The sequence below is a fragment of the Pseudomonas sp. 65/3-MNA-CIBAN-0223 genome (genome assembly GCF_040310425.1).
Taxonomy (GTDB): Bacteria; Pseudomonadota; Gammaproteobacteria; order Pseudomonadales; family Pseudomonadaceae; genus Aquipseudomonas; species Aquipseudomonas gregormendelii.
Genome location: NZ_JBEOPV010000007.1, coordinates 251,496 through 277,518, shown reverse-complemented (window position 1 = coordinate 277,518; position 26,023 = coordinate 251,496). Strand labels below are relative to the sequence as shown.

The 26,023-nt window shown below is 59.9% G+C and carries 24 protein-coding genes and 4 tRNA genes; 13 read left to right on the top strand and 15 right to left on the bottom strand.

What is annotated here, in order from left to right:
• Genes AAEZ09_RS10890 through yacG form a run of 4 tightly spaced genes read left to right on the top strand, consistent with a single transcriptional unit; the run spans position 1 to position 2,909 of the window.
• On the top strand, positions 1-1,218 hold the full coding sequence (locus tag AAEZ09_RS10890) for a type II secretion system F family protein (RefSeq protein WP_045059384.1): 1,218 nt from the start codon (positions 1-3) through the stop codon (positions 1,216-1,218).
• 1 nt (position 1,219) lies between these two features.
• Positions 1,220-2,092 carry a prepilin peptidase gene (locus AAEZ09_RS10885; protein ID WP_205893375.1) on the top strand — a complete coding sequence of 291 codons (873 nt, stop codon included), beginning with the start codon at positions 1,220-1,222 and terminating at the stop codon, positions 2,090-2,092.
• Positions 2,089-2,712 (top strand): dephospho-CoA kinase, encoded by a 624-nt coding sequence (gene coaE / locus AAEZ09_RS10880; RefSeq protein ID WP_045059382.1) that lies wholly within the window; start codon positions 2,089-2,091, stop codon positions 2,710-2,712. The genes AAEZ09_RS10885 and coaE overlap by 4 nt, the downstream gene beginning before the upstream one ends.
• Entirely contained in the window at positions 2,709-2,909 is a 201-nt protein-coding gene (gene yacG / locus AAEZ09_RS10875; RefSeq protein WP_045059381.1) for a DNA gyrase inhibitor YacG, read from the top strand. The genes coaE and yacG overlap by 4 nt, the downstream gene beginning before the upstream one ends.
• A 36-nt stretch (positions 2,910-2,945) precedes the next feature.
• Here yacG and AAEZ09_RS10870 read toward each other — a convergent pair whose 3' ends face one another.
• On the bottom strand, positions 2,946-3,635 hold the full coding sequence (locus tag AAEZ09_RS10870) for an energy-coupling factor ABC transporter permease (RefSeq protein ID WP_205893373.1): 690 nt from the start codon (positions 3,633-3,635) through the stop codon (positions 2,946-2,948).
• A 187-nt stretch (positions 3,636-3,822) separates the two neighbouring features.
• Between AAEZ09_RS10870 and AAEZ09_RS10865 the strand changes: the two genes are divergently transcribed.
• Complete coding sequence (locus AAEZ09_RS10865) at positions 3,823-4,059, top strand: DUF2790 domain-containing protein (protein WP_045059379.1); 237 nt, start codon at positions 3,823-3,825, stop codon at positions 4,057-4,059.
• An 8-nt stretch (positions 4,060-4,067) separates the two neighbouring features.
• Here AAEZ09_RS10865 and AAEZ09_RS10860 read toward each other — a convergent pair whose 3' ends face one another.
• Genes AAEZ09_RS10860 through AAEZ09_RS10850 form a run of 3 tightly spaced genes read right to left on the bottom strand, consistent with a single transcriptional unit; the run spans position 4,068 to position 7,920 of the window.
• On the bottom strand, positions 4,068-5,336 hold the full coding sequence (locus AAEZ09_RS10860) for an OprD family porin (protein WP_045059378.1): 1,269 nt from the start codon (positions 5,334-5,336) through the stop codon (positions 4,068-4,070).
• A gap of 17 nt (positions 5,337-5,353) precedes the next feature.
• The gene (locus tag AAEZ09_RS10855; RefSeq protein ID WP_350599476.1) at positions 5,354-6,559 is read right to left on the bottom strand and encodes a benzoate/H(+) symporter BenE family transporter; all 1,206 of its coding nucleotides are present in this window, start codon (positions 6,557-6,559) and stop codon (positions 5,354-5,356) included.
• A complete protein-coding gene (locus AAEZ09_RS10850) occupies positions 6,556-7,920 on the bottom strand; it encodes an aromatic acid/H+ symport family MFS transporter (RefSeq protein ID WP_045059376.1) in 1,365 nt (454 codons plus the stop codon). The genes AAEZ09_RS10855 and AAEZ09_RS10850 overlap by 4 nt, the downstream gene beginning before the upstream one ends.
• Before the next feature lie 233 nt (positions 7,921-8,153).
• Here AAEZ09_RS10850 and AAEZ09_RS10845 point away from each other — a divergent pair, with 233 nt between their 5' ends.
• From AAEZ09_RS10845 to AAEZ09_RS10830, 4 genes are all read left to right on the top strand, one after another.
• On the top strand, positions 8,154-8,780 hold the full coding sequence (locus AAEZ09_RS10845) for a DUF1780 domain-containing protein (RefSeq protein ID WP_045059375.1): 627 nt from the start codon (positions 8,154-8,156) through the stop codon (positions 8,778-8,780).
• Positions 8,781-8,873: 93 nt separating this feature from the next.
• On the top strand, positions 8,874-9,047 hold the full coding sequence (locus AAEZ09_RS10840) for a DUF3094 domain-containing protein (protein ID WP_045059374.1): 174 nt from the start codon (positions 8,874-8,876) through the stop codon (positions 9,045-9,047).
• Between the two features lie 60 nt (positions 9,048-9,107).
• Complete coding sequence (locus tag AAEZ09_RS10835; protein ID WP_045059373.1) at positions 9,108-10,406, top strand: NAD(P)/FAD-dependent oxidoreductase; 1,299 nt, start codon at positions 9,108-9,110, stop codon at positions 10,404-10,406.
• Between the two features lie 326 nt (positions 10,407-10,732).
• Complete coding sequence (locus tag AAEZ09_RS10830; RefSeq protein ID WP_350599474.1) at positions 10,733-11,122, top strand: HvfA family oxazolone/thioamide-modified RiPP metallophore; 390 nt, start codon at positions 10,733-10,735, stop codon at positions 11,120-11,122.
• A 134-nt stretch (positions 11,123-11,256) separates the two neighbouring features.
• Here AAEZ09_RS10830 and AAEZ09_RS10825 read toward each other — a convergent pair.
• The 7 genes from AAEZ09_RS10825 to rluD all read right to left on the bottom strand — a co-directional run bounded on the left by AAEZ09_RS10825 (position 11,257) and on the right by rluD (position 16,352).
• Positions 11,257-11,333, bottom strand: a tRNA-Pro gene (locus AAEZ09_RS10825).
• A gap of 97 nt (positions 11,334-11,430) precedes the next feature.
• A tRNA-Lys gene (locus tag AAEZ09_RS10820) sits at positions 11,431-11,506 on the bottom strand.
• A gap of 5 nt (positions 11,507-11,511) precedes the next feature.
• Positions 11,512-11,588, bottom strand: a tRNA-Pro gene (locus AAEZ09_RS10815).
• Between the two features lie 9 nt (positions 11,589-11,597).
• A tRNA-Asn gene (locus AAEZ09_RS10810) sits at positions 11,598-11,673 on the bottom strand.
• Positions 11,674-11,973: 300 nt separating this feature from the next.
• Entirely contained in the window at positions 11,974-14,538 is a 2,565-nt protein-coding gene (gene clpB / locus AAEZ09_RS10805; RefSeq protein WP_122839016.1) for an ATP-dependent chaperone ClpB, read from the bottom strand.
• A 129-nt stretch (positions 14,539-14,667) separates the two neighbouring features.
• Entirely contained in the window at positions 14,668-15,393 is a 726-nt protein-coding gene (gene pgeF / locus AAEZ09_RS10800; protein WP_350599473.1) for a peptidoglycan editing factor PgeF, read from the bottom strand.
• Entirely contained in the window at positions 15,390-16,352 is a 963-nt protein-coding gene (gene rluD, locus AAEZ09_RS10795; RefSeq protein ID WP_007942311.1) for a 23S rRNA pseudouridine(1911/1915/1917) synthase RluD, read from the bottom strand. The genes pgeF and rluD overlap by 4 nt, the downstream gene beginning before the upstream one ends.
• 151 nt (positions 16,353-16,503) lie before the next feature.
• On the opposite strand from rluD, the gene AAEZ09_RS10790 reads away from it, so the two are divergent.
• The 4 genes from AAEZ09_RS10790 (at position 16,504) to AAEZ09_RS10775 (ending at position 20,812) form a co-directional block, all read left to right on the top strand.
• The gene (locus tag AAEZ09_RS10790) at positions 16,504-17,526 is read left to right on the top strand and encodes an outer membrane protein assembly factor BamD (protein ID WP_045059369.1); all 1,023 of its coding nucleotides are present in this window, start codon (positions 16,504-16,506) and stop codon (positions 17,524-17,526) included.
• A 130-nt stretch (positions 17,527-17,656) separates the two neighbouring features.
• Positions 17,657-17,890 carry a PP0621 family protein gene (locus AAEZ09_RS10785; RefSeq protein WP_122839012.1) on the top strand — a complete coding sequence of 78 codons (234 nt, stop codon included), beginning with the start codon at positions 17,657-17,659 and terminating at the stop codon, positions 17,888-17,890.
• Positions 17,880-19,469, top strand: coding sequence for a sensor histidine kinase (locus AAEZ09_RS10780; RefSeq protein ID WP_350599470.1), 1,590 nt, complete (start codon positions 17,880-17,882; stop codon positions 19,467-19,469). The genes AAEZ09_RS10785 and AAEZ09_RS10780 overlap by 11 nt, the downstream gene beginning before the upstream one ends.
• A 2-nt stretch (positions 19,470-19,471) precedes the next feature.
• Positions 19,472-20,812, top strand: a complete 1,341-nt coding sequence (locus tag AAEZ09_RS10775; RefSeq protein WP_045059366.1) for a sigma-54-dependent transcriptional regulator — start codon at positions 19,472-19,474, stop codon at positions 20,810-20,812.
• A gap of 59 nt (positions 20,813-20,871) precedes the next feature.
• Here the strand turns inward: AAEZ09_RS10775 and thiO are convergent, their stop codons facing one another.
• From thiO to AAEZ09_RS10755, 4 genes are read right to left on the bottom strand one after another with little or no spacing between them, the layout of a single operon-like run.
• Positions 20,872-21,972 carry a glycine oxidase ThiO gene (thiO, locus tag AAEZ09_RS10770; protein ID WP_045059365.1) on the bottom strand — a complete coding sequence of 367 codons (1,101 nt, stop codon included), beginning with the start codon at positions 21,970-21,972 and terminating at the stop codon, positions 20,872-20,874.
• A gap of 53 nt (positions 21,973-22,025) precedes the next feature.
• Positions 22,026-22,430: a type IV pilin protein gene (locus AAEZ09_RS10765; protein WP_045059364.1), complete on the bottom strand. Its 405-nt coding sequence runs from the start codon at positions 22,428-22,430 to the stop codon at positions 22,026-22,028.
• A gap of 14 nt (positions 22,431-22,444) precedes the next feature.
• Positions 22,445-25,546, bottom strand: a complete 3,102-nt coding sequence (locus AAEZ09_RS10760) for a pilus assembly protein (RefSeq protein WP_045059363.1) — start codon at positions 25,544-25,546, stop codon at positions 22,445-22,447.
• Positions 25,533-26,015: a pilus assembly PilX family protein gene (locus AAEZ09_RS10755; RefSeq protein ID WP_045059362.1), complete on the bottom strand. Its 483-nt coding sequence runs from the start codon at positions 26,013-26,015 to the stop codon at positions 25,533-25,535. Before AAEZ09_RS10755 ends, AAEZ09_RS10760 begins: the two co-directional genes overlap by 14 nt.
• Between the last annotated feature and the right edge of the window lie 8 nt (positions 26,016-26,023).

Here is a 26,023-nt window from a genome sequence, read left to right as displayed (position 1 = left end):
ATGGCGGTCAAAGCAGCGAAAGTCAGTGTCTACGCCTGGGAAGGCACGGACAGGAAAGGCACGAAGATGACCGGCGAACTGAACGGTCAGAGCCCGGCACTGGTCAAGGCGCAGTTGCGCAAGCAAGGCATCAACCCGGGCAAGGTACGCAAGAAGTCGGTGTCGATTCTTAACCTGGGTAAACGCATCACGGCCCAGGACATCGCCCTGTTCACCCGGCAGATGGCGACGATGATGAAAGCCGGCGTACCGCTGCTGCAATCGTTCGACATCATCGGCGAGGGCTTCGAGAATCCGGCCATGCGCAAACTGGTGGACGAGGTCAAACAGGAGGTTGCGGCGGGTAACAGCTTTGCCGCGTCCCTGCGCAAAAAGCCGCAGTATTTTGACGAGCTCTACTGCAACCTGGTGGACGCGGGCGAACAGGCCGGCGCCCTGGACACCCTGCTGGAACGGGTGGCGACCTACAAGGAAAAAAGCGAAAGCCTCAAGGCCAAGATCAAGAAGGCCATGACCTATCCGCTGGCCGTGGTGTTCGTCGCAATCATCGTGACCGGGATTCTGCTGGTCAAGGTCGTGCCGCAGTTCGAATCCGTGTTCAAGGGCTTTGGCGCCGAGTTGCCGGCGTTTACCGTGATGGTCATCGGTCTCTCCGAATTCCTCCAGCAATGGTGGTGGCTGTTGCTCGGCGTCCTGATTGCGGGGTTTTTCGGAGTTCGCCGCGCCTTCAAGACTTCCGAGAAATTCCGTGATCGCACCGACGTCTGGCTGTTGAAGCTGCCCCTGGTCGGCAACCTGCTGTATAAATCGGCCGTGGCCCGCTACGCCCGCACCCTCTCCACCACCTTCGCCGCCGGTGTGCCGCTGGTGGAGGCCCTGGAATCGGTGGCCGGCGCCACCGGTAACATCGTGTTCAAGCGTGCGGTGCTGCGGATCAAGCAGGACGTATCGACCGGGATGCAGCTGAACTTCGCCATGCGTACTTCCGGGGTTTTCCCCAACATGGCCATCCAGATGGCAGCCATCGGCGAAGAGTCGGGTGCCCTCGACGACATGCTCGACAAAGTCGCGAGCTTCTACGAGGACGAGGTCGACAACATGGTCGATAACCTCACCAGCCTGATGGAGCCGTTTATCATGGTGGTGCTGGGGGTTGTCGTCGGCGGCCTGGTGGTTGCGATGTACCTGCCTATCTTCCAACTCGGCGCAGCGATCTGACATGCCCTTGAATGAAATTCTGCAGCACTCCCCACTGGGCTTCGTTGCTCTGGCCCTGGTGCTTGGCTTGCTGGTGGGCAGTTTCCTGAATGTGCTGGTCTGGCGGCTGCCCAAGATGCTCGAGCGTGAATGGCGCCTGCAAGCGCAAGACATGCTCGGCCATCCCGCTCCTGCACCACTGCCGACTTACAACCTGATGCTGCCTCACTCCCAGTGCCCCCACTGTGGCCATTCGATCCGGGCGTGGGAGAACATCCCGGTCATCAGTTACGTGTTCTTGCGCGGCCGCTGCTCCGGCTGCGCTGCGCCGATCAGCAAGCGCTACCCGTTGACCGAGCTGGCCTGTGGCCTGCTGTCAGGGTTCATCGCCTGGCACTTTGGCTTCGGTTGGCCAGCCTGCCTGGTGCTGTTCCTGACCTGGGGCCTGCTGGCCATGAGCCTGATCGACGCCGAGCATCAATTGCTCCCGGATGTCCTGGTATTGCCACTGATGTGGCTGGGGTTGATCGCCAACAGTTTTACCCTGTTCGTGCCGCTCCACGAAGCGCTGTGGGGCGCGATCGCCGGTTACATGGTGCTGTGGTCGGTGTTCTGGGTGTTCAAGCTGGTGACCGGCAAGGACGGCATGGGGCACGGTGATTTCAAGCTGCTGGCGATGCTCGGCGCCTGGGGTGGCTGGCAGATCCTGCCCCTGACGCTCCTCCTGTCTTCCCTGGTCGGCGCCATCATTGGCGTGACCATGCTGCGTATGCGCAACGCAAAAACCTCGACGCCGATGCCCTTTGGGCCGTATCTGGCAATTGCCGGCTGGATTGCCTTGCTCTGGGGTGGTCAAATAACCGACTTCTATTGGCAGTTTGTCGGTTTGAAATGAATACCCCTGTGGAAAAACCCTGGATTCTTGGCCTGACCGGCGGCATCGGCAGCGGCAAAAGCGCGGCCGCCCAGCACTTCATTGACCTGGGCGTGCACGTGATCGATGCCGACCATGCCGCGCGCTGGGTGGTTGAACCCGGTCGCCCGGCGCTGGCGCAGATCGCCGGGCACTTCGGTGCCGACGTGCTGCAAGCCGACGGCCAACTCGACCGCGCGGCGTTGCGCAAACTGATCTTCGAAGTTCCCGAAGAACGTCGCTGGCTCGAGGCGCTGCTGCATCCGCTGATCGCCAGGGAAATCAGCGATCACCTGGCCAAGGCACAATCGCGCTATGCGATTCTGGTTTCGCCATTGCTGATCGAGTCCGGCCAGTACGCCATGACCCAGCGGGTGCTGGTGATCGATGCACCCGAGCAGCTGCAGATAGAACGCACCTTGCAGCGCGACCAGACCAGCGAACAGCAAGTCCAGGCGATCCTCAAGGCACAGTCCAGTCGCCAGGACCGCTTGAGCCATGCCGACGATGTGGTGGTCAACGACCGCGACCTCGCCTGGCTGCACAGCGAGGTCGAGCGCCTGCACCACTTTTACCTAACATTGCGTGGAGGCCAGTCATGAGCCAAACCCCAACCGTCAACTGCCCCACCTGCGGCGCCCCGGTCGAATGGAGTGCTGACAACACCTTCCGGCCGTTCTGCTCGGACCGCTGCAAACTGATCGACCTGGGCGCCTGGGCGTCGGAAGAACACAAGATTCCGGTGAGCCCGGATGCCGAAGACGACCTGTTCAGCGAGGACTTTGAACCTCGTCATTGATGGCCGACCTGCACGACGTCGGCCGCCAGGTGAGGATCATGCCTTGGGGTCGTCGTCTTTCCACGGCGCGGACAGGTAGCGCGTGCGATTGAAGGTTTCGAGCCACTCGGGGCTGAACACCACCAGTGCGCTGACGATCATGCCGTTGATAAACGCTTCGGGGAAAATGATCAGCCACAGGTAACCGACGAAATCCTCCAGCCAGTAAGGCATCACGAAGCGCTCGTCGAACCACAGCAACCACAGCGCCAGCAGCAGGCACAGCAGGGCCGAAAGCGCTGCGGCGAAAAAACCGGATACGAAGATGTAGACGAAGGGATTACGCGGTTGTGCGCGCTCGACCAGGATGGCGCAGCACTCGGTGATCAACACCGGCAGCATGATCAGCAAAGCACCGTTCACCCCCATCGCCGCCAGGTCCTGGCGCCCGAGCATGACCAACCCCGCTTGCGCAACAAACCCGCCGACTATTGCCAGTGGCCAGTCGAGCAGCAGGGTCACCGCAGTCATGCCGAGAAAGTGATAGGACACGCCCGTATCAAAATCCCGCCTGACCAGCCAGAGCATGAACAGGGCGAACACGGTACCAAACAACAGATGCTGGCGGCGGCGATCGCTGAACAGTTCGACCCAGGGCGAGCGTGCAATGGCCCAGAGCAGAATCGGAACGTAGATCACCCATCCGATGGTCAGGGTTTCAGCTGACATTAGCTCGGCGCCGATCATGGCTGTGCTTGCTCCTTTTCCGTACCGGGAGGATTTTCAGTCTACACCGTGGTGGTTGCACCGCACCGATCGAAGTGGACACCATCGATTGTTACGTAGCCTGCAACGCTGAATCGGCCCCACCCCCCTTTATCCAATGGAAGCAAAGACTAAAATTCAACCAACAGAATCAACCAGGAGAATCCAGATGAAAACCCTCACCGCCCTGCTTTTGGCCTTCGTCGCCACCTCGGCCATGGCCGCCACCAACGAACCCGCTGCCACTCCCTACGACCCGGCACATCCGCTGGACATCGCCAAGGTAGTGTCCGTCAGCGACACCCCGACCGGCTGCGATGTCGTACCGGCCACCATGGTCTACATCGATCATCAGGGCCAGACTCAGCGAGTCACCTATCAAGTCATGGGCAATTGCGACCTGTAATCAACGCATCACAGCAAGGTCCATGTGTAGCTGAGGATCAGGCGATTCTCGTCAATGTCACTGCGGTAGTTTGAGCGCGCCATTGCATTGCGCACACGAACCCCAACGCCTTTGAGGCTACCACTTTGCACGACATATCCAAGGTCAAGATCACGCTCGCGGTCCTTGCCCTCGAACCCTTTCCCGGTGTCGACGTTATTACCGGAAATGTAACGCACGGTACTGGTCAGACCCGGCACGCCTAAAGCGGCGAAGTCGTAGTCGTAACGCGCTTGCCACGAGCGCTCGTCGGTGGAGGCAAACTCATAGGTCGGCACCTCGTTGCCCAGTGGCGATATGTTGGCAAACACCCGTGGAAAGGCGCTGTCACCGAACATCCCCTGGTAACCGACATAGAACGTATGGCCGCCACGCTTGGCCGACAACAGCGAAAAGAACGCCTGGTTGTCGATATTACCCAGCAGTTTTTTGCCATCTTCGCGTGAATCGTAATAACCAATGTTGGCTCCCAGAATCCAGTCGCCCGTCGGCTGACTGTGTTTGAGGCCCAGAAAACGCTGGTTGTAGATATCTTCCAACTGCCCGTACCAGGCGCTGACGGAACTGCGTTTATCGTTGAAGGCGTAATCGCCACCGGCAAAATTGAAGCCGTCGCTGCTGACTTGACGCTGCGGCACGTGACCCAGCATGGCCTGCATTTTTTCGTCGCCCGCTTCGTTGCGCAGACTGGTGGAGTTCAAGTGGCCGCCCTGCAATGTCAGGCCGTTGATCTCACTGGAACTGATGCTCGCACCCTGATAGCTCGGCGGCAGCAGGCGGATATCACTGAACGCCAGCACCGGCACATTTGGTTGCAACTCCCCCACCTTGATTTCGGTTTTCGAGTAGCGGACCTTCAAGGCTGCTTCGAGTCGGCTGTAATCGTTGGCCGCGCGCCCATCATCTTTCACCGGCAGCAAACCGGTATTGACCCGGTCGGGACCGCTGTCGAGCTTGAGGCCGAGCAGGCCGATCACGTCCACGCCAAATCCCACGGGCCCCTGGGTGTAGCCTGATTTGACGTTGAGAATGAAGCCCTGCGCCCACTCTTCAGCCTTCGACTGCCGGTTTGCCCCGACGATGTCGGAGAAGTCCCGGCTGAAGTAGTAATTGCGCGCTTGCAAGGTGGCCGTGGTGTCTTCGATAAAGCCAGCCTCTGCCGCCAGCGCACCGGCGGAGAAACTCGAGACGAGCGCCATGGACAACACCGAACCGGTTGTTGGAACAATCTGTTTCATCGTCTTTTCTCTTGTTTTTATTGATCGACAGTGGGGAGTGCATCAGCCGCTGCGTTTTCGCGGCGGGCGTTTAACAGAAGGTGGGTGGCCATGCCGAAAATCAGGCCCCAGAATGCCGCAGACAGTCCGAACAGCAACATGCCCGAAGCCGTAGCAAGAAAGGTGACCAACGCCGCCTCGCGATCACCCGGCACGGCCATTGCGCCGGCCAAAGCCTCGGCAATCGCAGCGAACAACGCCAGGCCTGCGAGCGCCGCAATCAGCTCCTTGGGAAACGCCGAGAACAACGAAACCAGGGTGGCACCGAAGATCCCCAGCACCAGGTAACACAGACCGCCGACAACGCCGGCCATATAGCGCTTGTGCGGATCTTCATGGGCGTCACGACCGGTGCAGATGGCCGCCGTAATCGCCGCCAGGTTCAGCCCATGGCAACCGAACGGTGCCAACAGCGCCGTGCCCAACGCGCTGCTGGCGAGGATCGGCCCGGCAGGCGTGGAGTACCCACTGGCGCGCAAGACCGCCATGCCGGGCACAAATTGGCCGGTCAGTGCCACCATCACCAGGGGCAAGGCGATGTTCAGGGTCGCGCTCAAGGTAAACTCGGGCGTGATCCAGACCGGTGTCGCCAAGCCAATGACCAATGCTTCGCTGCGCAGATCGCCAGCTACAAAGGCTATCGAGCAGCCCACCAGCAGCACCATCAACACCGCATACCGCGGCAGCAGACGCTTGCAGACCAGATAAGTAACGAACATCGCCAGCACCAGCAGCGGCTTGCCCTGCAACGAGACGAACAAACCAGTGCCGAAGCTGAACAAAATTCCCGCCAGCATCGCTGCGGCAATCGCCGCAGGCAGTTTGCTGATGATCCGGTCAAACGCACCAGACACCCCGACCAAAAATATAATCAGGCTGCTGACCAGATACGCGCCCACCGCCTCCGGCATGGAAATACCCGGCAGCAGCGCCACCAGCAACGCCGAACCAGGCGCCGACCACGCAATGATCACCGGCACGCGGTAACGCAGGCTCAAGCCGATCCCCAGCACCGCACTGCCGATGGAAATTGCCCAGACCCACGACGACAGCACTTCTCGGGAAAGCTGTGCGCTGTCGGCGGCCTGGAAAATAATCACCAGCGGGCCCGCGTAGGAAATAACCGTCGCGATAAAACCGGCGACGGCGGCCGACAGGGAGAAGTCCCGTAGCAATGATTTCATGACGCGTCGCCGACGGCCCCGGCCGGCGCAACGGCGCGCATGGACTGGGCGTGCCTGGCGCTGCGCTGACTGCTGATGGCAAACACGGTCATGGCAATCGCCGCCACCGCACCGGGCAAGGCAAACGCCATGAAGTTGAGCTGCAGTGGCAGGTTGATGCCAAGCAAGGCACCGCCCAGCAGTGGGCCCACGATCGCGCCATTGCGCCCGACACCCGAGGCCCAGCCCAGACCGGTGGAGCGAATCGTCATCGAATAGAATTGCGCCGCGCAGGCGTACAACAGAATCTGCGAGCCGATGGTGGTGGCGCCGGCGATGGCGATCAGCAGGTACAACAACGGCATCGGGCTGTTGAAGCCAAGCAAGGTGATTGATACGGCCGCCATGGCAAAGAACACCGCCAACACCCGTGGCAGGTTCAGTTTGTCACCCAGCACACCGCCTCCGACCGCGCCGAAAATCGCCCCGAAGTTGAGTACCAACAGGAAAGACAGGCTCGAGCCCAGGCTGTAACCGGCGTTGGCCATCAGCTTCGGCAGCCACGAACTCAAGGCGTACACCATCAGCAGGCAACAGAAGAATGCCAGCCACAGCATCAGCGTGCGCAGCGCCCGGCCCTCGCGAAACAATTGCAACACCGGAGTGCCGGTGCCCTTCACTTCGCTCATGTCGAGTTGATCGTCTATTTGCGCGACGTAGGCCGGATCGACCCGCTGAAGAATGTTGCGTGCTTCTTCATTGCGTCCCTGGCGCAGCATGAAACCCACCGATTCAGGCAGGAAGTACATGATCAGCGGCAACAGCAGTAACGGCAGTACCGCGACGTAGAACACTGACTGCCAACCGAAGCTGGGGATCAACACAATACCCAGCCCCGCCGAGAGCATGCCGCCCACGGAGTAACCGCTGAACATGATCGCCACCAGCGTGCTGCGGATTTTCTTCGGCGCGTACTCGTTCATCAGCGCCACGACGTTGGGCATGACCCCGCCAATGCCGAGGCCGGCGATGAAGCGGCACACACCGAACTCGGTGGGATTACGGGCAAACCCATTGAGTACGGTAAACCCGCTGAACAGCATCACGCAGATCGTGATGGCTTTCTTGCGGCCGATGCGGTCCGACAGCGGTCCGAAAAACAGCGCGCCGAACATCATTCCAAACAAAGCGTAACTGCCCAGCGCTCCAGCCTGCAGGGGAGTCAACCCCCACTCTTTCATCAGCATCGGCAGCACCACGCCGTATATCACCAAATCGTAACCGTCGAAGATGATGATCAGGGCACACCAGAACAGCACCATCCAGTGGAAGCGATTGAAGCGTGCGTTGTCGATAACCTCATGTACGTCAATTTTGCGCATGGCGTTTTTCTCTTGTTGTTTTTATTTCAGAGCGTCGCAAAAGCGGCTAACGTCCCTTAAAGCCGAGGGTAAAGCTGGCGGACGCGTGGAAATATCCGCTGCGCGCAGATCACTATCCGTTTTGTGCAGGGCCTTGGAGCGGGCGCGAAAAGAGGCTGTCTTGCCGATGGCCTTTGCCCCTGTACAACAAATTGTCTTCTTTGCCAGCGCATTTGAACGCTAAGCTTGGGCCTATGGATGACTCTGATTACTTACGCCTGCTGACCATTGCGGCCGAGCAAGCCAACGCGTTCCTGTCCAATGCCCGCAAATGGGAGCGCGAGCGTTGGGTGTGCCAGCGCCTGCTGCAAGGGCTGAACATTCCCTACCGAGTGGACGAGTTTGCGCCTGCCGGGGAGCCGCCAGATGTGCTGTTTCGCGACGCCAGTTTCGAGGTGTTCTTTGTGCTGGACGAAGGTCGGCGCCTCAACGATGAGTGGCGCGATGAATTGCAGCGTCGGCGCAGTGCGTTTTCCCTGAGCTCGCTGGTGCGTCGGGAGGCGAAGCCCAAGCGCATTCCCGCCAACGAGTTCCTGCTCAGGCTCGCACCGACCTTGCGCAAGAAAGCGCACAACTACAAAGAGCGGGGCATGGACCTTGGGGAGCTCGATATCATCGCCTTCGCCAGCCTCAAGCGCGAAGTGCTGGACCTCAACAGCCATTTTCCACCCCCCACCGAATACTTGCGCCAGGGCTGGCGCTCGTTATCACTGGTGGGGCCGACCTTCGCCAGGGTGCTGTTCGCCCATCCGGATGCTCCCGACTTCCTGCGCAGCAACCTCGGGCGCAGCATCGTCTTCGATGTCGGCATCAGCCTGTGAGTCGCCGGCCCCCATCGGCTATGCTGCGTACACCCTTTATTGAATCAGCTGTAGCTTTCATACATTCACCAACGTCTATCTGACGAGGGCTTTATGACCAGCCGCCTGAACCCCGACGACCAAAAGCATGTCGAAGAGTACCTGCACTTGTCCCAGCACCGAGTCGAGCGCCGGCCATTCCGGCCGTGGATGCTCCTGGTGATGGTATTGGCAGTGACCATTGGTTTGGGCCTGTTGAGCCGATTTATCAGTTACCTGGCGCTATGAGCCGCGTTGCGCTCGCGAGGGTGACTGCACCGATTTCTTTTAGCCTTGCGAGATATCCCCATGACTCATCGTATTGTCATCGTTGGCGGCGGCGCCGGCGGTCTGGAGTTGGCTACCCGTCTGGGTAAGACTCTGGGCAAGCGCGGCACGGCCAGTGTGATGCTGGTCGACGCGAACCTGACCCACATCTGGAAACCTTTGCTGCATGAAGTGGCAGCCGGCTCCCTGAACTCCTCCGAAGACGAACTCAACTATGTTGCCCAGGCGAAATGGAACCATTTCGAGTTTCAGCTGGGGCGCATGAGCGGGCTCGACCGCGCCCAGCAGAAAATCCAGCTGGCCGCCACTTACGACGAAGCCGGCATCGAACTGGTGCCCGCACGGGAAGTGGCGTACGACTCGCTGGTGATCGCGGTCGGCAGCACCACCAACGATTTCGGCACCCAGGGTGCGGCGCAACATTGCCTGTTCCTCGACACCCGCAAACAGGCGGAGCGCTTTCACCAGCAACTGCTCAATCACTACCTGCGAGCCCATGCCGGGCAGACTGACAAAGTCGAGCAGATCAGCGTGGCCATCGTCGGCGCCGGGGCCACCGGGGTCGAGCTGGCAGCAGAGCTGCACAACGCCGCGCATGAACTGGCGGCTTACGGCCTGGACCGGATCAAACCGGAAAACATGCACATCACCCTGATCGAAGCCGGGCCACGCGTCTTGCCAGCCCTGCCGGAGCGCATTGGCGGGCCTGTGCATAAAACCCTGGAGAAGCTTGGGGTCAACGTCATGACCAATGCCGCGGTGAGCGAAGTGACGGCCGACAGCCTGATCACCGCCGACGGCAAAGTCATTAACGCCAGCCTGAAAGTCTGGGCCGCCGGGATTCGCGCGCCGGGCTTCCTCAAGGACATCGACGGCCTGGAAACCAACCGCATCAATCAACTGCAAGTACTGCCGACGCTGCAGACCACCCGCGACGAAAATATCTTCGCCTTCGGTGACTGCGCCGCCTGCCCGCAACCGGGCACTGATCGCAACGTGCCGCCGCGGGCCCAGGCAGCGCACCAGCAGGCATCCTTGCTGGCAAAATCCCTGAAATTGCGCATCGAAGGCAAGGCCTTGCCGGAGTACAAGTACACCGACTATGGCTCACTGATTTCGCTGTCACGGTTTTCGGCTGTGGGTAACTTGATGGGCAACCTGACCGGTAGCGTGATGCTGGAAGGCTGGCTGGCGCGGATGTTCTATGTGTCGCTGTATCGCATGCACCAGATGGCGCTGTACGGCGCGTTTCGTACTGCGATGCTGATGCTGGGCAGCAAGATCGGCCGCGGCACCGAGCCACGCCTGAAACTGCATTAAGTATTCGGTGCCCGTCAGGGCCTGATCGCGGGTAAGCCCGCTCCCACTGGTTATTGTGTCGACCTTGGAATCCGGGTTCGACACTCAACTTGCGGGTGCGTGGCTTGCCCGCGATACAGGCGCCTCGGTATAACCTGCGAAAACATCCGTTTCACATTGTATCCCCCTCCCCGATTCAGCCCCTTCGCATACAAACTCCCCCTTGCACGACACAGTAGCGATACACCCAACCCGCTAAATGGCCACACCCGGGCAAGGCATCCTGCCTGCTCCGGTGATCAGACCCTTTATCGAGCGGTTGTGTCGTGCAACCCAGGAGAATTGAAATGTCCCGTACCTCTAACACCTTTGGCTTGCTCGGCGCGGTTCTGGCCGGTGGCATGATGCTGTCTGGCTCGGTGTTCGCCTCCCAGCCCCTGGCCCAGGGATATCTGCTGGCGTCGGCTGAGCAGGTGGTGAAAACCCCGGAAGGCAAATGTGGCGAAGGCAAATGCGGTGATGAGTCCATGGCCCAGACTGATACCGATGGGGACGGCAAAGTATCCCGTGCGGAATTCCTGAAAGTGGCCCCCAAGGCTGATTTCGACAAGATCGACACCAACCATGACGGCCAGATCGACGAGCAGGAAGCCTTTGATAACGTAAAGGCCAACTACGAAGCCAATGACAAGAAAATGCCCAAAGGATTGTTCGAACATCTCAAGGACAACAGCTGAGTCCTGAAGCAGCGAACCTGCGCCCCGCTTCTCCCCAGCGCAAAAGCGGGGCCTTTTTTGCAGGCGCTTTTTGCCCGGCAATTATCAGCAGACAAAAAAAATCCCCGTATCTTTCGATACGAGGATTTTTAATATGGTCGGGGTAAGGGGATTCGAACTCCTGACATCCTGCTCCCAAAGCAGGCGCGCTACCGGACTGCGCTATACCCCGGTAAAAAAAAGGCGACCTTTCAAAGATCGCCTTCTTCGATCAGCGCTTTTGGCCTCTGATCTTAAGATTCGATCCCAGTTTTAACTGGTTTCAAAAATGGTGGGTCGTGTGGGATTCGAACCTACGACCAATTGGTTAAAAGCCAACTGCTCTACCAACTGAGCTAACGACCCAAAAATGGTCGGGGTAAGGGGATTCGAACTCCTGACATCCTGCTCCCAAAGCAGGCGCGCTACCGGACTGCGCTATACCCCGGTTTGAAATTGGCTCCGTGACCAGGACTCGAACCTGGGACCCAATGATTAACAGTCATTTGCTCTACCGACTGAGCTATCACGGAACTGCATATTTCAATTACAACATTTGAAGCTTTTACTGCGTCTCTTCGACCCGTCTGCATCGCTGCGTTCGTGTGTCTGAGGCGCGCTATTCTACAATCTTAAGCACCTCTGTCAACCCCCTAATTTGCATTCAAGTTAATGATTTGCAACTTATTTCAGATTTCTGCTTGGGGAGCAGAAACCCTGGCGGGTGACTTGCTGCGGGGCGCACTTTACAAGCCTTTTCCTTTGAGTTCAACAGCCTAACGAAAAAAAGGCCTCGCAAAGCGAGGCCTCCCAGGTTTTGTTGCCATCGTGGCTCAGACAAACACGATTTCGTCGTTCTCCACGACACCTTTGGCAGTGTCACCAGCCATGAACCGACCCGACAGGATCAACTGTGCCAGCGGGTTCTCGATCCAGCGCTGGATGGCGCGTTTAAGCGGCCGCGCACCATATACCGGGTCGTAACCGACAGCGATCAGCTTGTCCATCGCCTCCGGGCTGAGTTCGAGCTTCAGCTCCCGTTCGGTCAGGCGGCTGCGCAGACGACTCAACTGGATCTCGGTAATACCGGCGATCTGATCGCGCGCCAATGGCTCGAAAATCACCACTTCGTCGACCCGGTTGATGAACTCCGGCCGGAAGTGCGTGGAAATCGCATCCATCACCGCCGCGCGCTGCGCCTCACGATCGCCCACCAGTTCCTGGATCTGCACCGACCCAAGGTTCGAGGTCATGACGATCACAGTGTTCTTGAAGTCCACCGTGCGCCCATGGCTGTCGGTCAGGCGGCCGTCTTCCAGCACTTGCAGCAGGATGTTGAATACATCCGGGTGGGCCTTCTCGACCTCATCCAGGAGGATCACCGAATAAGGCTTGCGACGCACCGCCTCGGTCAGGTAACCGCCCTCTTCATAGCCTACGTACCCTGGTGGCGCACCAATCAGCCGGGCCACGGAATGTTTCTCCATGAATTCGGACATATCGATCCGCACCATCGCCTCTTCCGTATCGAAGAGAAACTCGGCCAGCGCCTTGCACAGCTCGGTTTTACCCACGCCGGTCGGGCCGAGGAACATGAACGAGCCGCTCGGACGGTTCGGATCGGACAAACCGGCCCGCGAACGCCGCACTGCGTTGGATACGGCAATCACCGCTTCGTCCTGGCCGATGACACGCTGGTGCAACAGGCTTTCCATCTTCATCAGCTTGTCGCGCTCGCCTTCGAGCATCTTCGACACGGGGATGCCGGTCCACTTGGACACCACTTCGGCAATCTCCTCCTCAGTGACCTTGCTGCGCAGTAACTGATTTTCGGTTTTGCCGTGCTGGTCGACCATTTGCAGGCTGCGCTCCAGGTCCGGGATCACCCCATACTGCAACTCGGCCATGCGGTTCAGGTCGCCCTTGCGACGGGCTGCTTCCAGCTCCTGACGGGACTGCTCGATTTTCTGCTGGATCTGCGCAGACCCCTGGACTTCGGCTTTCTCCGCGTTCCAGATCTCCTCGAGGTCCGAATACTCACGCTCGAGACGGGCGATTTCTTCCTGGAGTTTTTCCAGGCGCTTCTTCGCCGCGTCGTCGCTCTCTTTCTTCAGCGCCTGGGATTCCACCTTCAGCTGAATAAGACGGCGCTCCAGACGGTCGAGCACTTCCGGCTTGGAGTCGATCTCCATGCGGATGCGGCTGGCGGCCTCGTCGATCAGGTCGATGGCCTTGTCCGGCAACTGACGGTCGGTAATGTAACGGTGACTGAGCTTGGCTGCCGCGATGATCGCGCCATCGGTGATCGCCACCCTGTGGTGAACTTCGTAACGCTCCTTGAGGCCACGCAGAATCGCGATGGTGTCTTCTTCGCTCGGCTCATCCACCAGTACTTTCTGGAAGCGTCGCTCGAGGGCCGCGTCCTTCTCTATATATTGACGGTACTCATTGAGCGTAGTGGCGCCCACGCAGTGCAGTTCACCGCGCGCCAGAGCCGGCTTGAGCATGTTGCCAGCATCCATCGAGCCTTCGCCCTTGCCGGCGCCGACCATGGTGTGCAGTTCGTCGATGAACAGAATGATCTGCCCTTCCTGCTTCGACAGCTCGTTCAGCAAAGACTTGAGGCGCTCTTCGAACTCACCGCGATACTTCGCACCCGCGATCAGCGCACCCATGTCCAGGGACAGCAGGCGCTTGCCCTTGAGGCCGTCCGGCACTTCACCATTGATAATGCGCTGGGCCAGACCCTCGGCGATCGCGGTTTTACCCACACCCGGCTCACCGATCAGTACCGGGTTGTTTTTTGTACGACGCTGCAGCACCTGGATCGTCCGGCGAATCTCGTCGTCACGGCCGATGACCGGGTCGAGCTTGCCGTCTTCGGCGCGCTTGGTCAGGTCGACGGTGTATTTATCCAGCGCCTGGCGCGACTCTTCGTGGTTGGCGTCATTGACGGCATCGCCCCCACGCAGGTTGTTGATGGCATTTTCCAGGGCCTTTTTGCTCACGCCCTGCCCCAGCAACAATTTGCCGAGCTTGTTGTTTTCGTCCATCGCGGCAAGCAGTACCAGCTCGCTGGAAATGAACTGGTCGCCCTTCTGCTGGGCCAGGCGATCGGCCTGGTTAAGCAGGCGCGCCAGGTCCTGCGACATGTTGACGTCGCCGGTTGGGTTCTGGATTTTCGGCAGCTGGTCGAGTTCTTTGGTCAGCTCTTTTCGCAGGCTGTTGACGTCAAAGCCCACCTGCATCAGCAGCGGCTTGATCGACCCACCCTGCTGTTCGAGCATGGCCTGCATGAGATGCGCAGGTTCAATGCCCGAATGATCAAGGCCGACGGCCAGGGATTGGGCGTCGGACAGGGCTAACTGTAATTTGCTGGTTAAACGGTCTATACGCATAAGTCACCTTCCTTTTGAGCAGGCCGGACCTATAAACATCCTGAATGAAGAAACCTGCCAGATACCCCATTAGATGTGGTCGATTCTGGGAGATTCAAGCGTCGTGAGGTTGACGCAGGTCAGGGAAGTCTAGCGGTTAAGCCAAATAAGGGAGGCAAATCTTCCCGTGCGCGGGTTGCGACGGTAGGAAAAGAAACGCGGATCGGTCACGGTACAGAAACCGCCACCGTAAACAGCCGTGACACCGTGAACGGCCAGGCGCAAACGCGCGAGCTGATAGATGTCGGCCATGAATTTGCCGGCACTGACGCCTGGCGTGAAGGCCACGGCTGCTTCAGGCAACTGCGCCACGAAGGTTTCGCGTACCTCCGGCCCCACTTCGAAGGCCTGTGGGCCTATCGCCGGGCCGAGCCAGACCAGCACTTCTGCTGCCGGCAGCGCCAGGGTATCAAGCGTGGCTTCCAGCACTCCCGCCGCCAACCCGCGCCAACCGGCGTGAGCCGCCGCCACGCGAGTGCCCGCACGGTCGCAGAACAGCACCGGCAGGCAATCGGCCGTCATCGCCGCGCAGGCAATGCCGGGGGTTGCCGTCCAGCTGGCATCGGCCGTAGCGACCGTGCCCGGGTCAGCGTGAGACACGGCAATGCCATGCACCTGCTGCAACCAGGCTGGCTCAATAGCGAAATGTTCAGTGAGACGTCGGCGATTCTCGGCAACAGCCAGGGGGCTGTCGTCGACATGATCGCCCAGGTTGAGGCTGTCGAACGGCGCCAGACTGACGCCGCCCGCTCGGGTGGTAACACAGGCTTTCACCCCGGCAGGCGCAGGCCAGTCGGGAATCAGCCAGTCACTCATCCGATGAACGCCTCGCGGTCTTGCTTGAGCAGGGTCAGCAACCAGACGAAATCGTCCGGCAGTGGCGATTCCCAGCTCATGCGCTTACCGGTCGTCGGATGATCCAGCTCCAGGAACCGCGCGTGCAGAGCCTGGCGCGGAAACGCCTTCAGCGACTCGACCATGGTCACACTGGCTGCCGGCGGGATACGGAAGCGTCCGCCGTAGGCGGGGTCTCCAACCAACGGGTAGTTGATGTGGGCCATGTGCACACGAATCTGGTGAGTACGCCCGGTTTCCAGCTTGACCCGCACATGCGTGTGGGAGCGGAAACGCTCAAGCACGCGGTAATGGCTGACGGCTTGCTTGCCCCCTTCCATCACGGCCATGCGCTGGCGTTGCTGGCCGTGACGACCGATCGGCGCGTTGATCTTGCCGCCGGCGGTGACCACACCAATCACGATGCACTCGTAGATCCGGCTGACGCTGCGGCTTTGCAGCTGGGTGACCAGCTGGGTCTGCGCCTGAATGGTCTTGGCCACCACCATCAGACCGGTGGTGTCCTTGTCCAGGCGATGCACGATACCGGCGCGGGGCACATTGATGATGTCCGGCACGTGGTGCAGCAAGGCGTTGAGCAAAGTGCCGTCAGCGTGACCGGCAGCCGGATGCACCACCAGGCCCGCAGGCTTGTTGATCACCAGGATGTCGTCATCTTCATAGACGATGTCCAGCTCGATGTCCTGAGCGATCCATTCGCCCTGAGCTTCCTGCTCGGCAGTCAGCTCAAGAATGGCGCCACCGTGAACGATGTCTCGCGGGCGGATAACCGCCCCATCCACAGTCAGGCGGCCGTCTTTGATCCAGGCGGAAAGGCGCGAGCGCGAGTGCTCAGCGAATAATTGTGCGGCGACTTGATCGAGGCGTTGGCCGCCCAATTCGGACGGCACCTCTGCGCGAAGTTCAATTTTATCGGACATGCTCAGACTAGGCGTCGGCACAGCTTTTGGTTTCGGCTGCGCGCTTGTGGTTAAATACGGCGTCTTTTGCCCCGAGGCTATGCAACGGGGCGCTCATCATAACAGGACGGCCCCGCCCAAGACAGCGGCCGTCATAGGGACGCAAGCCGCCATGCAAGTGAAACACCTGCTGCTGATCGCCATCCTCGCATTGACCGCTGCTTGCTCATCGAAGGAAGTCGTTGACGAAAACCTGAGCGAGGCCGAGCTGTACCAGCAGGCTCAGCACGATCTGGACAACAACAGCTACACCGCCGCCACAGCCAAGCTGAAGGCGCTGGAGTCGCGTTATCCGTTCGGTCGCTACGCCGATCAGGCTCAACTCGAGCTCATCTACGCCAACTACAAGAACACCGAGCCTGAGGCTGCGAAATCCGCCGCCGAGCGCTTCATTCGCCTGCACCCGCAGCATCCGAATGTCGATTACGCCTATTACCTCAAGGGTCTGACGTCTTTCGACCAGGACGTCGGCCTGCTGTCGCGTTTCCTGCCGCTGGACATGACCAAGCGTGACCCGGGCGCTGCCCGCGACTCCTACAACGAGTTCGCCCAGCTGACCAGCCGCTTCCCGAACAGCCGTTATTCGCCTGACGCCAAGCAGCGCATGATCTACTTGCGCAACCTGCTGGCCGCCTACGAAATCCACGTGGCCGACTACTACCTGACCCGCCAGGCTTACGTAGCCGCTGCCAACCGTGGCCGCTATGTAGTGGAAAACTTCCAGGAAACGCCTTCGGTCGGCGACGGCCTGGCGGTAATGGTCGAATCCTACCAGCGCCTGCATCTGGACGAGCTGGCCAACACCAGCCTGGAAACCCTGAAGCTCAACTACCCGAACCACCCAAGCCTGGAAGACGGTCAGTTCAAGCCTTCGGTGGACGAAGCGGACAACCGCTCGTGGCTGAGCAAGGCAACTTTGGGCCTGATCGAATCCCGCCCGCCTCTGCCACCGGGTGAAACCCGCGCCAACCAGGACGTGCAGAAGCAGTTCCAGGATGCCAAGGATGCAATCCCGAGCGATCTCAAGCCCAGAGATGAAAACGGCGACGTGATCGAGGAAGAAGAACAGGAGTCGGAAGGCAACAATGACGACCGTTCCTGGTTCAGCTACATGACCCTCGGCGTGTTCGACTGACATCTGCAGGCTCTGCAGGAGCGAGCTTGCTCGCTCCTGCAATAGAGAAGCGTCTCGCAGCGTTATATCGCTGTGCGCTGATCAGCTCCTTGGCTAAACTGCTCCATCACTCGCCATAAAGCAGCTCAACATGCTTCGTTTATTGTTCTGGATCGCCCTGATTGCCGCCGCCATCTGGTTGTGGCGCAAGTTCAAGGGCCAGGCGGCAGCGCCTCGCTCGCCTGCCGAGCGGGAAGCGGCCCCCATGGTTCGTTGCGCTCATTGCGGCGTGCACCTGCCCCGGGAGCGAGCCCTGAGCCTTCAACAGCAATGGTATTGCAGCCAGGCTCACCTCGAGCAAGGCCCGGGTTCCAGTGACCGCTGAGACCCCCCGTCCCGGCCACAAACAAGCCCAGCGACTGCTGCGTCTCTATCATCTCTACCGCCTGAGCGTCGGCATCACCCTGGTGCTGCTGATTTCCAGCAACATGGACAGCCAGCTGCTTTCGCTCGCCAATGGCGAGCTGCTGCGCAGTGGCAGCTGGCTGTACCTGGTATTGAACATTCTGCTGGTAGTGTTCCTGGAGAACACCCGGCGCCCTGGCCAGCTTCTCACCCTGGCACTGGTCGACGTGCTGCTGTTGTGCGCGCTGTTCTACGCCGCTGGTGGCGTGCACAGTGCGATCGGCAACCTGCTGATTGTCTCCGTGGCCATCAGCAATACCCTGTTGCGTCGACGCATCGGCCTGCTGATCGCCGCCATCGGCGCGCTCGGCATCGTAGGGTCCGGCTTCCTGCTGAGTTTCAGCCAAACCACCAGCCCCAACGATTACTTGCAGGTCGGCACGCTGGGGGCGCTTTGCTTTGCGGCAGCATTGCTGGTGCAAGGCCTGATCCGACGCCTGGAGGTCAGCGAGACCCTGGCCGAACAGCGTGCCAGCGAAGTGGTGGGGCTTGAAACTTTGAACTCGCTGATTCTGCAGCGCATGCGTACCGGTATTCTGGTGGTCGACGATTTACGGCGCATTCAACTGGCCAACCACAGCGCGCTGAAACTTCTGGACCATGGCGCGCTTGAAGGGCGCGCGCTCGACCAGGACTTTCCAGAACTGGTCGAACGCCTGCAACTATGGCTTAACAACCCGACATTGCGTCCCCAGAGCCTGAGAATCGACAGCAATGGCCTTGAGCTGCAGCCCAGTTTCATTGCCCTTGAGCGGAGTCCAAGGCAGCAAACCCTTATATTCCTTGAAGACCTGGCGCAGATCGCCCAACAGGCCCAGCAACTCAAACTTGTCGCGCTGGGGCGTCTTACCGCGAGCATCTCCCATGAAATTCGCAATCCACTGGGCGCCATCAGTCACGCCGCCCAGCTATTACAGGAATCCGAGGAACTGAACAGCGCCGATCGGCGTCTGACGCAGATCATTCAAGATCACTCCCAGCGGATGAACCGGGTCATCGAAAACGTCCTGCAATTGTCCCGGCGCCAACAAACAGTACCCCAGCGGCTCGATCTGAAGCCTTGGCTTGAGCAGTTTGTCGCTGAAGCCCGCGAGGCCGCGACAGAAACCCGGCAGCTTCATCTGAGCATTGCACCGGGAGACTTCAGGACCTTGATGGATCCCAATCAGCTGACCCAGATTCTCGACAATTTGTTGCGCAATGCCTGGCGCCACAGCGCCCAGATAAATGCCCAGGCGCAGGTCTGGCTGGAGTTGTTCCTGGACCCGCACAGTCAGCTGCCGACCCTGGAGGTCCGCGACAACGGCCCCGGGGTCCCGGCACCAGCCCAGGCTCATCTGTTCGAACCTTTCTTCACAACGAGCCCCCAAGGCACAGGCCTGGGGCTTTATCTGTCCCGTGAGCTGTGCGAAAGCAACCAGGCCCGCCTAGACTTCAAACCACGCCAAGGCGGCGGCTGCTTTCGCATCACCTTTGCTCACGGACGGAAACAAAGTTGAACATGAGCCCACTGCAAAAAATTCTGATCGTCGACGATGAACCGGATATCCGCGAACTCCTGGAAATCACCCTGGGCAGGATGAAGCTCGACACCTTCAGTGCCCGCGACCTTGGCGAAGCCCAGGCCTTGCTGGCGCGGGAAACCTTCGACCTGTGCCTGACCGACATGCGCCTGCCGGACGGCACGGGGCTGGAGCTGGTGCAATACATCCAGCAACGTTATCCACAGCTGCCAGTGGCCATGATCACGGCGTATGGCAGCCTGGAAACGGCCATCAACGCGCTCAAGGCCGGTGCTTTCGACTTCCTGACCAAGCCGGTCGACCTGACCCGTCTGCGTGAGCTGGTCACCACCGCGCTGCGCCTGTCACCCGTGGGTGGCACCGCGATTTCAATCGAACGCCGGTTGCTGGGTGAGTCCCTGCCCATGCGCAACCTGCGCAAACACATCGACAAACTGGCACGCAGCCAGGCCCCGGTGTACATCAGCGGTGAATCCGGCAGTGGCAAGGAACTGGTCGCTCGACTGATCCACGAACAAGGTCCGCGCGCCAACCAGCCATTCGTTCCGGTGAACTGCGGGGCGATTCCGTCCGAGTTGATGGAAAGCGAGTTTTTCGGGCATCGCAAAGGCAGCTTCAGTGGCGCCATCGACGACAAACCCGGACTGTTCCAGGCCGCCAATGGCGGCACCCTGTTTCTCGACGAAGTGGCTGACTTGCCGTTAGCCATGCAGGTCAAGCTGCTGCGGGCGATTCAGGAGAAAGCCGTGCGCAGCGTCGGCGGACAACAGGAAACCGTGGTGGATGTGCGAATTCTCTGCGCCACCCACAAGGACCTCGACGCCGAAGTTGCCGCTGAACGCTTTCGCCAGGACCTGTATTACCGCCTCAACGTGATCGAATTGCGGGTGCCAGCGCTGCGCGAACGTCGTGACGACATCGAATCCCTGGCGAGCCATATGCTCAAGCGACTGGCCAGCAACAGCGGCGAGCCAGCGGTGAAACTCCACCCCCACGCGCTGGAAGCCTTGAAGAACTATCGCTTTCCGGGCAACGTCAGGGAACTGGAGAATGTTCTTGAGCGCGCTTATACCTTATGCGAAAACCAGCAGATTGAATCCAGCGACCTTCGGCTCATGGAGGGCAATTGCACAGCGGATGGAGACTTACCGGACCTGACGCAGATCGACAACCTGGAAGATTACCTGGAAAACGTGGAACGCAAACTCATCCTCCAGGCGCTGGAGGAAACCCGCTGGAACCGCACGGCAGCGGCTCAGCGGCTGAATCTGTCATTCCGCTCGATGCGCTACAGGCTCAAGAAATTGGGGCTGGATTAAAGCAGGAAGATCGCACTCCCCGTATTAGCTGCCGCAGGCTGCGATCTTTTGATCCTCTGTCAGAGCCGCCCGGTTGGCGCATAGGGCGCCGGATCAATGATCGGCTCGCGCCCCAGCATCACATCCGCAAACAACTGACACGACGCCGGCGCCAGTACCAGGCCGTTGCGATAATGTCCGCAATTGAGCCACAGCCCCTCGAACCCGGGCACCTGGCCAATGTACGGAATACCCTCCGGTGAACCCGGACGCAATCCAGCCCAATGCCCGACGACTTCAGCGTCCGCCAATGCCGGAATCAACTCCACCGCTGAAGCTTTCAGGCTCTGCAGCGCGGTCTCGGTCGGCGTCTTGTCGAAGCCCTCGTGCTCCAGGGTACTGCCGATCAGAATATGCCCATCGCGGCGAGGAATCGCGTATCGCCCCTTGGCCAGCACCATGCTCGGCAAAAAATCGGCAGCGCATTTGTACAAAATCATCTGGCCTTTCACCGGCTCCACCGGCAGCTCAAGCCCGAGGGTCTTGAGCAGATCCCCGCTCCACGCCCCCGCAGTCAGTACCACCTGGTCAGCCGCAATCGCGCCCGCCGAAGTCCGCACGCCCACCACCTGCTCGCCTTCACGAATGAACTCGCGCACCTCGCACTGCTCATGAACAGTCACATTCGGCAATGCCAGCAACGCAGCCTTGAGGGACTTCACCAGCCGCGGATTGCGCACGTTGGCGACATCGGCCATGTAGATCGCCCGGGAAAACCCCGGCCCGAGTACAGGTACGGCATCATGCACCGCCGAGAGGTCCACCGCCCGCAGCGGCCGGTGTTCGCGTAGCGCCCAGGCCAGCGCTTCGGCTTCATCGTCCAGGTCCAGCCAGTACAGGCCGGTGGTGTGCACTTCGGGGTCCACACCAGTGGCCGCGAACAGGCGCGCGCCAAGTTGTGGATAAAAATCCTGTGACCAGTGCGCCAGCGCGGTAACCGCCGGGCTATAACGCCACGGGTACAGCGGCGAAACGATACCGCCACCGGCCCAGGACGCTTCCTGGCCGACATTTGATCGATCCAGCAGTACAACGCTTTGTACTTCAGAGGCGAGATTGAATGCCGTCAGCAGGCCAATCACTCCGCCGCCGACGATCACCACGTGCTGTTGCCTGGTCATGTTCTGATCCAACCATTAGATAGACAGGGGCACAAAACGCACCCGAAAAAAACTCAGCGCCCCCAGCAATCCTTGGTGGTCAGCCCGGCTGCGGCATTTTCCATGCCTCTGGCGCCGGTGTTGGTAATCGTGAAATCCCCACACTTGTCAGTGGCCATCGCCGAACCGACTTTCCGGGTGGCCGTCAGTTTGAAAGTCTGATCGGCCAGGGTGGGCACGATGGTGTAGTAGTCGTTGCCCGCGCTCAAGGTCGCGCCGGTGTACACACTGGTTTTCGAGTTGGAATAGAACCGCTCGAGTATCTGCGCCTGCTCGGAGAGCAAACCTGCCACTTCAGCCCGGCGGCCCTTTTTTACATATTCGGTCAGGCTCGGATAGCCAATGGTGATGACGATACCGATGATCGCAATCACGATCATGATCTCGATCAGGGTAAAACCGCGGTTCGATCTACGCATGCCTGCACTCTCGCTTACTGAATTTGTCGCCACATGATGCGCCGGCTGCCTCCGCCGGCCTTTTCAACCAACGAGGTTGGCGTTCCGCTGGAGTCGTTGACGATCTTGCGGGCGCCCCCGTTGACGATAGCGTTGAGCACCGGTATTCCGCCCGTGAACACCACGCCGCTGGAAATCGCATCCGTGCCGTCCACCAGCCCGTCACCGTTGGTGTCGAGCACAGCATAATTAAGCATCTTACCGTTGAACGCATCCAGTTCGACCAGTTTGCCGGTACCAAAACTGGCACAGGGGTCGGTGGTATCGACGCTGGCGGTGGTGAAGACGATCCGCCCCAGCACCAGGGCCGCCTGGTTGATCACTCGTTCACCGGTCAGCGCGCTGTTGTAGACCAGTGGCAGGTACCAGCCCTTCTCTGCCGGGTAGGTCACTTCCTCCTGGCTGGTGGTGATGAATTGTCCGGCGCTGCCCGAGAATACACTCTGCACCGATTGCTGCTGCAGATTGGCCGGGGTGAACTGTCCTGAACCACCGTCGGCGTCCCATACGGCGTAAAAGGCCTGCAGATCCTTGTTGGTCTTGTCTGCGGTCTCATTGAACTTGCCCGTGCCGAAAAATACCACTTTACCGCCCAGGGCATTGTCGGCCAGCAAGGGTTGCGCAGTGATGGGCTGCAACGTGCCGCCGGCGGTGGTAGCGGTAAACAAAGGCTTGCCGGCAAACGCCACGTTCCACGCATCGCTGCTGGTACTGCTGAGGTCAAACTTCCACAGCCGCCCCTTGAGGTCACCGCCATAAGCGGCCTGTACCACATTCTGCGAGTTGACCTTGAGCTTCACCGAGGACAGCCCGTTGTCGTTTCCGGTGCTGTCGGCCACGATTTTCCTGATCAGCGAGCCGTTGCTGAGGTCGATGACGTACAACGCCGCAACCCCTGAGTTGCTCCCGTAACCGTTGGAGATAAACGCCGCCCAGCGGCCATCGTCCAGGCGCGCCACTTCAGGACGAGCGTAGGCATAACCCAGGTCATTAAAAGCATTTGCAGGGGTCGGCGTGGCCGGCGCACTGATCTCCCAGGCCGCCTTGGTCACGTTGCCCGCCGTAGCGTCGAACAGCTGCAGCCCGTAAAACGTCCTGCCGCCCGCCCCGGTTCCGCCCACGGCCATGGTTTTCCAGCCGGAGCCGATTTTGGCGTCGAACACGCCGACCTGGCCGTCTACCAGAAACTTGTGGCTGGTGCCGTTGATGTAGGTGGGATCGGCGATATATCGCAGCGACGGCAGGACGCTGGAGGGCATGTAGGCGTAACGCCGGCTGCCATTGCTGGCGTTACTCGTGGGGCTGGCGTTGATGACGCTGACAAAACCGTCGTTGCCGTTGACCACCAGGCTGGCAGTCATATTGGCAGCCTTATTGGCCAGGTAGGTGCTGTAGCTGCTATCACCGGCCAGGTCGGAAGCCGTTTTCTCCGTAGGCGAGGCCAGCACCAGCGGCGAGTTGATGATGTCGCCGAGCAAAGCGCTGCGTACCTTCAACCCGGCCTTGTTGATGCCTTTGCTCCACTCCACCAGATCGGTGCCCTTGATGGTGGTGGGCAGCCCCTGGTTCAGGACCGCCTGTTGCGCCGTCGAGAAGTTGTTGAACCCCAGGGTCACCGGCACATTGTCCTGGGTATTCCAGGACTGGTAAGTCGGTGCAGTCGCGCCGGGAACTATCGTCTTGTCCGTGCTCCACAGCAACGAGCCAGTATCCACCGCACCCGTGGCAGTGAAGCCAAAGGATTTGATAGTGCCGCGCCAGTCCTTGGGGTCGTAGCTGGTCTGGTAGTACGAAGAACCGATCCCGACCACCGCGCTGCTGGTGGTGCCGCTGCCACCCGAACCGGCCTTGGAGGTGATTTCGCTCAAGGCCGACGACAGCGCAGTGGTCAGGTCGGTGCTATCGGTGGCGAGGTAGTACTTGCCCTGGCCGTACCTTGCCGCGTCTTCCAGCATCTGGTTGGCCGTGGTAAATCCTACGGTGTAGGTGTTCATGTTCTGCCTGGGAAAATCTGCCGAATCCCAGGCTTTTTTCGCCAGATCAACCCCGGTGGAACGCATGTCGATATCAAAGGCGAACTTGGCGATGTCATCCAGAAACAGCGAATCACCCTCGTCGTCACCACCCAGCGGATTGTCACCATCATTGTTGATGCCGTCCCAGTTGGGCAGTCTTGGGCCGCCCTTGGCCGTGGCCTGGGGGTCGTCAGTGGGAAAGGTTCGGTCGAAGGTTGGCAAACCATCGGTGATCACCACACCGTAGTTTTTCTGGCAGCGGTACTGGATCGGGCTGGTATAGGTCCTGGAGCCGTTGTAGTACGAACCCAGGCCGCGCATGTAGCGGGTGACTTCGTAGTAGGTTTCCGCCAATGGCGTGTTGGCGACAGCCCGCAAGGCGTCGATGGAATCGGTCAGCGCGTTGAATTTGGCATCCGTGGTCAGATCGTCGATGGGGACGGCGATGTAGCCGCCGTTACCCCGGTTGTTGCTGGTTACAGCGTTGAACGTCGCGAGGCCGATGCGTAGCGTGCGGTTGGCGGTAACCAGCGAAGTCGATACGCTGCGCGCCACGCTGATCCGTGATTCGATGGGAATGGGCGAGCTGGACGTGGAAAAATCCGTTCTCTGGCCGTTGGCCAGGCCTACAACGTAGGCGATGTAATTCGCCGAGTAGCGGGTATCGCCGTTGCCTGCGGGGTCTGGCAGTTTGATGCACAGTGGTGAAACGCTGTTGTTGTAAAACGAGGAGTAGCCGTTCGAACAGCCTGACGTGGATAGGCTCGACAGGAATATCGAATCCCCGGTGATGGCCGTCGAGGCGTAACACACCCCCAGGAACGTGTTGCACTCACGGGCCGGTGTGCGATTGATGTTCGGATCGAAAGCGGCGGCATAGATGATGTTGTTCATGCTCCCCGAGTTATCGATCAGCAACATCACGTTCGGCGCCACCGCGGCCGCACTCAGCAGGGGCGAGTCGGACGGGGTGAAGGCATAGGCCGGAGCCGCCAGGTAAAAACTCACCAGCATGCCGCAGAGTATCTGCCACCAGCCGGCGCGCCGCTCAGTACTTCGCATAGATGCTCTCCACCACACTGCGAATGTTGTCACCGACCACGGCCACGGCCGTGACGCGGTAAAGCGTTGCCGAGGTATTGCTCGGCACATTCACCGCATTCACTGTGGTTCCGATGTTCTGTACTCCGTAGAAGCCACTGCCGGCGGCGATCCAGGTCACTCCTGACGTCGTATTGAACCCGGCGCCAGTCATCAAGGTGGACTCTGCGGGCGGCGCACACTGGATGGTCCCACTGCACACGGCCAAGGTATAGGTGGACAGTTGCACCGCATTTTCGCCCATGCGTAATGCCGCTTCTGCATTCTGGAACGACTGATTGCGCAACGACACGCTGGTGGCCATTTTTTCCTGCAGGGTGGCGCTCTGCATCGAGGAAAGACCAATCAGCGTCAGCAGTAGCAGAAATACCAGGCTGACCAACAGCGCCATACCGCGCTGGGAGCGAGGAACCGCATCGGGAATACTCATCGGCCCCT